The organism is Mycobacterium sp. TH-M116, from assembly GCF_057473685.1.
Window position 1 is genome coordinate 1 of record NZ_JBYCLC010000413.1, and the last position, 9,256, is coordinate 9,256.

Sequence of the window (9,256 nt, forward strand, 5' to 3'; positions counted from 1 at the left end):
TCGACGGCGCGGACGACCGTCCGGTGCTGTGCGTGCGGCGCCTGACAAAATCTCATGACGGTCTCAGTTGGGCAAAAATCTTGCTGCGCAACCGCGGGGTGGGGGCTGAGATCACCTGTCTGGCCTTAGCGTCAGCTGCCATGGCCGAACGGAAGGACTACGAGAAGCGCCGGCACACAGTGCTCGACGCAATTGTGCCAGCTTTCATGGTTGCCATCCTCGGGCTCGCCCTCGCCCCAGCGGCTCATGCCGCTGCGCCCGCGGCAAGCTTGTCGGTGACATCGACGTGGCAGACCGGGTTCATCGCCAGCTTCACCGTCCTCAATTCGACGCCGGCGCCGCTCGCCGACTGGAAGCTCGAGTTCGACTTGCCCGCAGGAGAATCCGTCTCGCACACGTGGAATAGCACCATTGCACAATCTGGCACGCACTTCGTGCTCACACCCGCGAATTGGAACCGCATCATCGCACCCGGTGGTTCAGCCACTGGCGGCATGAGAGGCGTGCTGACCGGCACCTATTCGCCACCGCAGAATTGCATGCTCAACCAGCAGTATCGGTGCACCTGAAAGCGACCGCGCACCGAGACCCGATACCCGAGAACCGAGACCCGAGAGCTGTTTGTAGGTCCACATGTCGCACGCAGAGATGCCGAGCCCAACGCACGTCAACAGCACTTACCGCGCATCGCCATCCGGATGGCGTGCCTGATGGAGATTCCACTGGCCACAATCGGGCGCCAGCACATCGTTGACGTCGACCTCGAATCCGCCGACCCGCGGGCCGGGATTGGACGCCGTGCTCACGATGCGCTGGTAGAGAACAGCGACGGGGTAGACCTGACGGCCGGACCAGGCTCGAGTTTGCCAGGCCCACCGATGGCCAGGCGTGCTCGAAGACCCGATAACCCCGTCGGCGACGGCCCACTGGCACACTTTGATGCCTCCGTAGACCCCGGTGCGTTGAACTCCAAGAACCGCGTTGATTCCGCGAAACCACGGCAGCGCGAGCCGATTCCAGGTGTCGCGGTTGATGTCCTCGTCGATGGTGAAGAATATCGGCGCGCTCTGGCCGCCACCCGCCGCGGTGTGCAACTGCCACGCGGTTCGCGCGTCCGCGATACCACCGGCGTAGCCTCGCCTGAAGTCCGACGGTGCCGTTCCACCCGGCTTGCCGTACTGGTAGTTGCTGACGATCACCAAGCCGGCGGCTGTCAGCGACTCGGCGTAGGCCCGAGTGATCGGCTTGGCGCCGAACGAGGAGCCGGGGCGCGACATCGAGACGTAGTTGACCACCCCGCTGTAGCCGGCAGCTCGGATCAGCTGCGCTGGAATTTGATGCGCTGCGAAGTCGATCAGTCGAGGGGCGGCACCTGCCGCTGTGGGTGTGCTGCAGGCCACTGATGCGGCACCCAAACCGGCCAACGCAGCGGCGTAGCGCAGCGCGTCGCGTCGGGAAACCGCACCCAGTCGCCCATGGCTGGCCGCCGAGGGCAAATTGTGCATCGCGCGATGTTAACGATCGGGCGGCTGTCAACGGTAGGGTCCGACTTGATTGCGATTTCAAATGGATACCCGATGGTGACCCCCGCCGATGCCATCGACCTGACGCCGACTTCGAGTGCCGCCTGAGAATGGAACCGCGGGAATTCCCCGGGGTCAAGCCTTCTCGCGGGGGGAGAGGATGAGAGCTGGATCTGCGCACCGTCCACAGTAATCGCCGCACACCTGGCAGCGGGAAAAGATCCGGACGGCGCGCTTGGCGACGTCACCTTGGTTGTGGCAGGAGTCAACGCCATTGCTGTCGAACATGGCGCGCTGCCCCGCAACTGAAGAAAAGATCAAGGCGCGGCAGTCACGGTGGTCGGGGTCGCCGCTGGGCACGGCAGGCGGATTGATGCCTCGGTGTCAGCCGATTGATCCCAGGATCGCCCGCGCTGTGCGCTCTGCGATGAGCATCACCGGCGCGTTGGTGTTGCCGGAAATGATGGCGGGCATAGCTGACGCATCGACTACACGAAGGCCGGCGACACGGTACACGCGGCAGTCGGAGTCGAGCACTGTGAGGGCCGACCGGGGCCGACCTCGGGCGTCAAAGGCTCCCATCGCGCATGTACCCACCGGATGGAAGATCGTTGTTCCGAGTTCAGTTGCTGCCCGGCATAATTCGTCGTCACTCTCCAGCTGTGGACCGGGAAGCAACTCCTGCGGTCGGTAGCGGGCGAGAGCGGGCGCCGCCATGATCTGCCGGGTCATGCGGAGGCCCTTCACTGCGATTTGCCGATCGGCGTCGGTCGACAGGTAATTGCAGCGAATTTTCGGATGAATCAGCGGATCTGCACCAGCCATGCGCACATGGCCACGCGAGCTGGGGCGCACATTGCAGACGGAGGGAGTGATCGCCCCGAAGGGGTGCAACGGTTCGCCGAACTTCGGCAAAGACAAGGGCTGCACATGCCACTCCAGATCGGGACTGCCCAGCGCGGGGTCGCTCTTGGCGAAAGCCCCTAGCGTCGAGGGAGGCATGGTCATGGGCCCCGATCGCAACAGCAAATACTGAAGTCCCATGCCCGCGCGGGTGATCCAATTCCGGTAGAGCGTATTGACGGTCCGGGCGCCCCGGACCGTGTACACGGTTCGAAGTTGCAGGTGATCCTGAAGGTTTTCACCCACGCCCGGTAGATCGACAACCACGGGCACTTGATGCCGGGTAAGGAGACCAGCCGGGCCCAGACCCGAGACCTGCATCAGATGCGGCGAGCCAATAGCTCCAGCGCTCAGGATCACCTCCCGCCGGGCTCGGACGTCGACGAGTTGGCCGCCTTTGAGCAGCCGCAGGCCGGTGACGCGCTGCTGGGCCGTGGTCCAGGCACCGCGCCGCTGAGCGTGGCGCACCTGGTCGTCCAGCAGAAGCCGCACGGCCTGGGTATGGGTGTAGACGGTGAGATTCGTTCGGTGCGCGATGGGATGCAGGAAGGCATCGGCCATCGACCAGCGACGGCCACGCCGTTGGTTGACGTGAAAGTACGCAGAGCCGGCGTTGAAGCCGCGGTTGAACTCGTCGATCGGGGAGATGCCCAGCTGCGCAGCGGCGGCCTGCCAGGCGTCCAAGATCTTCCAGCGCACACGTGGCCGCTCGACGCGGATCTCGCCACCAACGCCGTGCCAGTCGTCGGCGCCGCCGAAGTAGTCCTCTAATTTTTTGTAGATCGCCAGCGTCTCGCCCGGACCGTCCGGGCCACCCCAGAGCCAACGGTCGTCACCTGTGGCCCGCGCCCAAAGCTCATAGTCGCTCGCCTGTCCTCGCATGTGGATCATGGCGTTGATCGACGAACAGCCGCCGATCACGCGGCCCCGCGCATAGTGAATGCTGCGGCCGGCCAGGCCCGGATCGGCCTCGGTCGTGAAGCACCAATCGGTGCGTGGGTTGGCGATGGTGTACAGATAGCCGACCGGTATCTTGATCCAGAACCAGTCATCCCTGCCGCCGGCCTCAATCAAGAGCACACGGCAATCAGGGTCGGCACTGAGCCGATTGGCGAGTAGGCAGCCGGCGCTGCCCGCCCCCACGATGATGAAGTCGAATTCGGCGAGCGCGTTCATTTCCGGTGTCGGCCCTCCAGCGTCGGTTGCGTGTCCCAGTGTGACCGACGACCAACTGCCGCGGCATCCTGCGCCCGGGCGCCAGATCGCTTGGCTGGAGTCCTGCGGTATTGGGGGGGAGAGAGACGATTGATCCCGATCAGCGTGGCTATGTCTGGCGCCAGTGGCATTCGCTAGGCGTAGAAACACCTGGCGACCCAACCTCGGCGCGGTCGGCCGCTCCGGCCGTCCAACTCGCGTCGACCCACGGGGCCATCGCGGCCGGCAGCTGCCGTCCCGGCTCCGGGCCCGAGGCACGCGAACTCGGTATCGACCGCATCGTCGACTTCGACTTCGAACCCGCCGCGCTTACCCGGTGTTTCGACATCGTGCTGGACGCCGCCGGCACACTGCCCCTCAAGGAAGCCCGAAGGATGCTGACGCGGGGAGGACGCATCGTCAGTGTCAAGCCCAGTCCGGCAAACATGGTCAGAAACGCCCTGCCCGGACCGTTCCACGTCGCAATCGGCAAGTTCGTCACCGCCGATCTCAAGGCCGTCGCACGCGCCGCCGGCGACGGTCATCTGCGACTGACGATCGACTACCGAATCATGTGGCCTATGGCGTCACAACCGCTGCCCACGAACTGTACGAAAGGGGAAGTGCACTCAGCGATTACGTGTGCCGTTTCGTCAACTCTTCACCGTCACCGGGCGAGCAGAGCTGATCGTGCACAGCCGGAGCCCAGCGCACCTAGCCCGGCCAGCGTCGGTAGAGCTTCTCGGACGCCCACGCCGGCCACGTCGGTGCGCCGATGACCGTGCCCGCGGTCAGTTGCGCGACAATCCGGGGCCCCTCGAGGCGTGAATTGTCGTAGATCGTTGCGGTGTAGGCGATCTCGATCGCATTGGCCACCAATTGCCATAATCGGCGGTGCCGTTCACAGATCTTGCCCTCGGGGACGTCGTGACCGCCGTGTCGGACGCGCCGCCGTACGCGTTCGACGGCAAGGCCCTCGGGGACCAGCATCACCTGCAGAGCGACGACGTAGCCGGCATCGTGTGCGGAGCGGATCAGCTCGAGCTTCGACGCATGGGAGAAGACGGTCTCGGCAATGAACGATTTGCCCACGTCGATGAGCCTGGCGCGGGTATCTGCAGCGATCCGCGCTGCATCGTAGGCGTGCGCAATTGGATCGTCGGGCCAACGCTGCTTTGCGATCTCGTCGGCATTGACGAATACGCTGCGTGGCAACAACGGCGCCAACGTGAACGCGATGAACGTCGACTTACCAGCGCCGTTCGGGCCGACGACGAGGTCGAGCCGCTTCATCGGCGCCGCCCGACGTCATGGCTCATCCGTCGACATCGACCACCGAGGTAGTTCCGTCGGGCCGGTACTCGACGATCTCGCCGTCGTCGTTGAGCGCCACTGTCGTGATGCCGCGCATTGCCAGCAAGTCACCGTAATGGGCGGTGGCCAGCGACTCCTCGATAGCGGCCGAGATCTCTGCGTTGAAGACGAGACCCTCATCCTCGGACAGGTGGTTCGTGTCGAGGTCACCGGCCAGGGCCGCCTCGTCGCGGCGACGCGAAGCCGTTTGATGGCTCGACACCGCTCGGCCCACCCGCGCCCAGTGATCGAGTTGCTGCTTGGCCGAACGGCTCTGGCGAGCACCCTCAGCAGCAGCGCTGTCCATAAGGTCGGCGGCGACCCTCGTGACGCGGTCGGCGACGTTTGTCATGCCCCTACCTGCTGTAGCAAAATGCTACGCCGTGTAGCGGAACGTTACGAGGCGGAGGCGATTCGCGGCGGCCCGCGCGTGCCCGTCGGCGACGAAGTGCACCACGAGGCTCTGGGATCCCATGGTTCATTTCATGGAGCACCGGTGATCTTTCCCACGGCGCTCTGGCTTGCCGCCTACCACGGGGCGTACGTTCGTGCCAAGCCGCGAATACCGCGAGCGCCTGCGTCACTCAAGCGGTTCGATTCTGGCCGGGCCGAGCGCGTAGATCAGCCGCACCGTAGCCCACACCACAGGACCATGCGGAGAGGAGCCCATGAGAACGATCGCATACCGCCACCCGGCACTCGTCGGCCTGGCCGCCGTCGCGCTCATCACTGCAGGCTGCAGCAGTGGCAAAAGCGGCAGCGCGCCTGTGCCACCTCAGGTCGGCGCGCGGGGCATCTCCACGTCTAAAACCCCAGTGCAGTCCACCGCGGTGAAGCTCATCGGGGAGAGCGATGTTGAGGTGACTCTGACCGGCCCGATCGCTGCCAAGTACTCGTCGGCAACCGCCGATCAGCGGGCGGCTCTCGGCAAGCCCCTCACGGGTGATCGCAACGCGGGCACGCGGCAGAACGGCGTGGTATTCCAGCAATTCCAACGCGGTGTGATCACCGCCAAGAACGATGAGGCCGGCACGCCCGCGTATATCGTCCTGGGCAAGATCCGGGACGCCTGGAATGTCCCGCGCGACCCGAACGGCGTACCTGCGATTTCCGGCGAAAACGGTTCGGCAGGTCCGCTGGGATTCCCCACCAGCGATGACAACGCCGTCGGCGATCTGCTCGTATCGAACTTCGAGCACGGCAGCATCGAGTGCAACACGAAGACCGGCCAGGTCGAGGTGACGGTAAACGGCAAGTCCGTACCATCCGGACTGTAGGCCGAATCAAGCAGCTTTGTCCCGACCTGGTGCGAACGCCACAACGAACTCTTGGTCGTGTCCCGTCGGCGGTGTAAAAGAGTTCGGACGGAGGTTCCCTCGGAGACCGGCAAGTCTGGCGAACGGCACCTGCGTCGGTGTCGCAGAGGTTATCGCCTGCGCAGCGGTTGCAGGAGGAAACTGGTGGGGTGTTGGCCGGCGGCGCCGAACGAGCTTGTCAACGCCACCGCGGAGAATCATGAACGCAGACGAGCGGAGCCCACGTCAGGCCACCTCTACACCGCTTCTGGGACCCCTTGTGCTGCGGGTTGTCCTCAATCTATGAGTGCCGTCGCGTTATCATCACAACCTGACACGACGAAAACAATTGTTAAGCAGTGTATTACGGCGTAACCTGCTGGTGGCCCGCCATATTCGATTCCGCGGTATTCCTGCCCCGTGCCGTCGCGTGGCCCTCGGTCTGCACCAATCCAGAAGCCAGCAGCAGCTCGCAAAGCGCCGAGTCCATCGTGCCAAAGCCTCGACCGCATGCGCTCGTTTGCTGGATCGAATATGCGATCGCCGGTGGACCTAGTGTCTACATTTTGTCTACACTGATGTCATGGCAGCAGAAACCACAACGGTCCGAGTTCGTCGGCCTGATTCTGAGCGGCTCCAATCGCTGGCCAAGGCTCGTCAAACCGCCGTTGTCGACGTCGTGCACGCAGCTATCGACGCCTTGGAACGGCAGGAGTTCCTCCGGGGACTAAACAGCGACTACCAGCGCCTGCGTGGTAATCCCGAACTGTGGGAGCAGTACCTGGCCGAGCGTCACGAGTGGGACACTCTGGCTTGATCTGGCGAGGGGAGGTCTACTACGTCGATCTCGGTCATCCGGTCGGCCACGAGCCGGCCTTTCGACGCCCAGCGGTCGTGGTGTCGGTCGACATTCTCAACAATGGACCGGGCGGGCTGGTGGTCGTCGTACCGATTACGACCGCTGGCTACGGACTGCGAAGCCATGTCGAGCTGGACCCAGAAAGCAGTGGGCTCGATCACGCCTCATATGCACGCTGCGATCAACTGCGCGTGGTCTCCGTCGAACGACTGTCAACCCGGCAGACAATAATCGGCCCAGAGCAGATGCAGGCCATTGACCAAGCGCTGCGGTTCGTACTCGACCTGTGACACACAGCCCGAGGCAGACCAATAGTGGTGGAGCGGAACCTGTTGGACCGCAACCGGAAACGGCCGGGTCTGCTGGTAACTCTGCATATTCGATTCCTGCATATTCCCACCCGCCGCCGACCAACTGGTGTATCACTTCATTATCGAGTGGTACACTTACCGCGTGCCAACGACGCGTCCTCGATATCAGGTAACGGAGACACCGGCGGTCGCCCGCGCCTTGGACAGAGCAGCGAAACGATGGCCCGGCGAGCCTCGATCAAGACTGCTCGTGCGGCTTGTCGAGGCGGGAGGCGACATGCTCGCCAATGATGAGCACGCCGACAAACGCGACCATCGATCTGCTGTTCTGGCCTGCGCGGGCCGTTACGCCGAGGCATTCGGTCCTGACTATCTCGCCGAGCTGAGAGCAGACTGGCCGGCGTGATGGCATTGGACGCAAGTGTGCTCATCGCTCATTTGAATCCAGCCGATCCGCATCATCGAGCAGCCACCGAAGTCCTTCTGGCCGGCACACCCGGGGAGATGCTGGTGCACATGATCACCATGGCGGAAGTGTTGGTCGGCGGCGTCCGGATAGGCCAGGGCGCTTCGATGCGCGACGACATCCACGACGCCGGAATCACGGTCGCACCTCACGACAACGGGGAGCCATTACGACTTGCCGAACTGCGCGCCAGCAGTGGGCTGAAGTTGCCCGACTGTTGCGTTCTTGACGTCGCAATACGACACCAAGCAGGCCTCGCAACCTTCGACCACGCACTGGCCACAGAAGCTGCCAAACGTGGCATACCCGCCGCCACTGCGTGAACGCGAAAGCCGTTGGGCGACAACCTAATATGCAGTAGTTACTGGTAACCCGCCATATTCGATCCCGCCGTATTCCTCCACTGAAGTTACCGCCAGCGGGTTGGCCAGTTGGTACGCAGGGGAGCCGTCATCCGCCAGCCGGGGGCATCGTTTCAACCTAGTTCCTGCCCCAGTAACCGTGCGCGGAGTTTGCTGGAGTGAAGATCGCGCCAAACATCGACAAGCTGCTAGCATTGACTGCAATGCAATCAATGGGTAAGGGGTGACTGATGGCGACGTTGACGATTCGTGATTTTGACGACGAGCTCAAAGCGGCACTGCGTGTTCGCGCAGCAGAGCACGGCCGATCGATGGAATCGGAGGTACGCGAGATCTTGCGCACGGCATTGCAACGCCCCGTGGGTGGTCCGGGGATGGCGACGCGGATTCGGCAGCGCTTCTCGGGAACCGGGGGGGTGGAGCTTGACCTGCCCGGCCGGACGGAGCGTCCACGTGCTGCGGTCCTTGACGAATGATCGTCTTGGATACCAACGTGGTTTCGGAGCTGATGCGCCCAGCACCGGAACCTGGCGTCACTGGTTGGGTCGACAGTTTGGATGTGTCCGACATATTGCTGACTGCCGTGACGGCGGCCGAACTGATGTGCGGAGTCGCCCGATTGCCGAACGGGCGACGCAGACGTGAGCTTCGCGCAAAGGTCGACGGACTGCTGACGGAGGATTTCCAGGACAGGATTTTGCCATTCGATGCGCTGGCTGCAACTCATTATGCAGATATCGTTGCTGAACGGGAGCGTAGCGGACTCCAGATCAGTATGGCCGATGGGCAGATCGCCGCAATTTGCCGCAACTGGAACGCCGGACTCGCGACGCGCAACATCGGTGACTTCGTTGACACCGGCATCGAACTCATCAATCCGTGGGATTTGGCAACACCGTAACCGCTTGGCCGCAACGACGCACGCTGGTTGCGAAACGACATCAATGAAATACGCTGCAGCACAGTGGTTTGGCAGTGGAAGAAGTCGTT

General features: G+C 63.4%; 12 protein-coding genes. 8 read left to right on the forward strand and 4 right to left on the reverse strand.

Annotated features, from left to right (window positions below; genetic code table 11):
- Nucleotides 1–140: 140 nt before the first annotated feature.
- A complete protein-coding gene (locus tag AC2VOK_RS21080; RefSeq protein ID WP_428902190.1) occupies nucleotides 141–569 on the forward strand; it encodes a cellulose-binding domain-containing protein in 429 nt (142 codons plus the stop codon).
- Nucleotides 570–677: 108 nt separating this feature from the next.
- Here the strand turns inward: AC2VOK_RS21080 and AC2VOK_RS21085 are convergent, their stop codons facing one another.
- Both AC2VOK_RS21085 and AC2VOK_RS21090 read right to left on the reverse strand, forming a co-directional pair.
- Entirely contained in the window at nucleotides 678–1,505 is an 828-nt protein-coding gene (locus AC2VOK_RS21085; protein WP_428902181.1) for a DUF1906 domain-containing protein, read from the reverse strand.
- A 402-nt stretch (nucleotides 1,506–1,907) separates the two neighbouring features.
- On the reverse strand, nucleotides 1,908–3,602 hold the full coding sequence (locus AC2VOK_RS21090) for a GMC family oxidoreductase (protein WP_428902182.1): 1,695 nt from the start codon (nucleotides 3,600–3,602) through the stop codon (nucleotides 1,908–1,910).
- 110 nt (nucleotides 3,603–3,712) lie between these two features.
- On the opposite strand from AC2VOK_RS21090, the gene AC2VOK_RS21095 reads away from it, so the two are divergent.
- Nucleotides 3,713–4,399, forward strand: coding sequence for a zinc-binding dehydrogenase (locus tag AC2VOK_RS21095; protein WP_428902183.1), 687 nt, complete (start codon nucleotides 3,713–3,715; stop codon nucleotides 4,397–4,399).
- On the opposite strand, the gene AC2VOK_RS21100 is transcribed toward AC2VOK_RS21095, so the two are convergent.
- On the reverse strand, nucleotides 4,335–4,913 hold the full coding sequence (locus AC2VOK_RS21100; protein ID WP_428902184.1) for an ATPase: 579 nt from the start codon (nucleotides 4,911–4,913) through the stop codon (nucleotides 4,335–4,337). The genes AC2VOK_RS21095 and AC2VOK_RS21100 overlap by 65 nt on opposite strands.
- Nucleotides 4,914–4,935: 22 nt before the next feature.
- Nucleotides 4,936–5,325, reverse strand: coding sequence for a TA system antitoxin ParD family protein (locus AC2VOK_RS21105; RefSeq protein ID WP_428902185.1), 390 nt, complete (start codon nucleotides 5,323–5,325; stop codon nucleotides 4,936–4,938).
- 316 nt (nucleotides 5,326–5,641) lie between these two features.
- Between AC2VOK_RS21105 and AC2VOK_RS21110 the strand changes: the two genes are divergently transcribed.
- From AC2VOK_RS21110 to AC2VOK_RS21135, 6 genes are all read left to right on the forward strand, one after another.
- The gene (locus AC2VOK_RS21110) at nucleotides 5,642–6,250 is read left to right on the forward strand and encodes an LGFP repeat-containing protein (RefSeq protein ID WP_428902186.1); all 609 of its coding nucleotides are present in this window, start codon (nucleotides 5,642–5,644) and stop codon (nucleotides 6,248–6,250) included.
- A 601-nt stretch (nucleotides 6,251–6,851) separates the two neighbouring features.
- Nucleotides 6,852–7,085, forward strand: coding sequence for a hypothetical protein (locus AC2VOK_RS21115; protein WP_428902187.1), 234 nt, complete (start codon nucleotides 6,852–6,854; stop codon nucleotides 7,083–7,085).
- Nucleotides 7,082–7,417: a type II toxin-antitoxin system PemK/MazF family toxin gene (locus AC2VOK_RS21120; protein ID WP_428902188.1), complete on the forward strand. Its 336-nt coding sequence runs from the start codon at nucleotides 7,082–7,084 to the stop codon at nucleotides 7,415–7,417. The genes AC2VOK_RS21115 and AC2VOK_RS21120 overlap by 4 nt, the downstream gene beginning before the upstream one ends.
- Before the next feature lie 426 nt (nucleotides 7,418–7,843).
- Entirely contained in the window at nucleotides 7,844–8,227 is a 384-nt protein-coding gene (locus tag AC2VOK_RS21125) for a type II toxin-antitoxin system VapC family toxin (protein WP_428902191.1), read from the forward strand.
- Nucleotides 8,228–8,496: 269 nt separating this feature from the next.
- Nucleotides 8,497–8,742, forward strand: a complete 246-nt coding sequence (locus AC2VOK_RS21130; protein WP_407687552.1) for a FitA-like ribbon-helix-helix domain-containing protein — start codon at nucleotides 8,497–8,499, stop codon at nucleotides 8,740–8,742.
- Entirely contained in the window at nucleotides 8,739–9,167 is a 429-nt protein-coding gene (locus AC2VOK_RS21135) for a type II toxin-antitoxin system VapC family toxin (RefSeq protein WP_428902189.1), read from the forward strand. Before AC2VOK_RS21130 ends, AC2VOK_RS21135 begins: the two co-directional genes overlap by 4 nt.
- The last annotated feature ends 89 nt before the right edge of the window (nucleotides 9,168–9,256 follow it).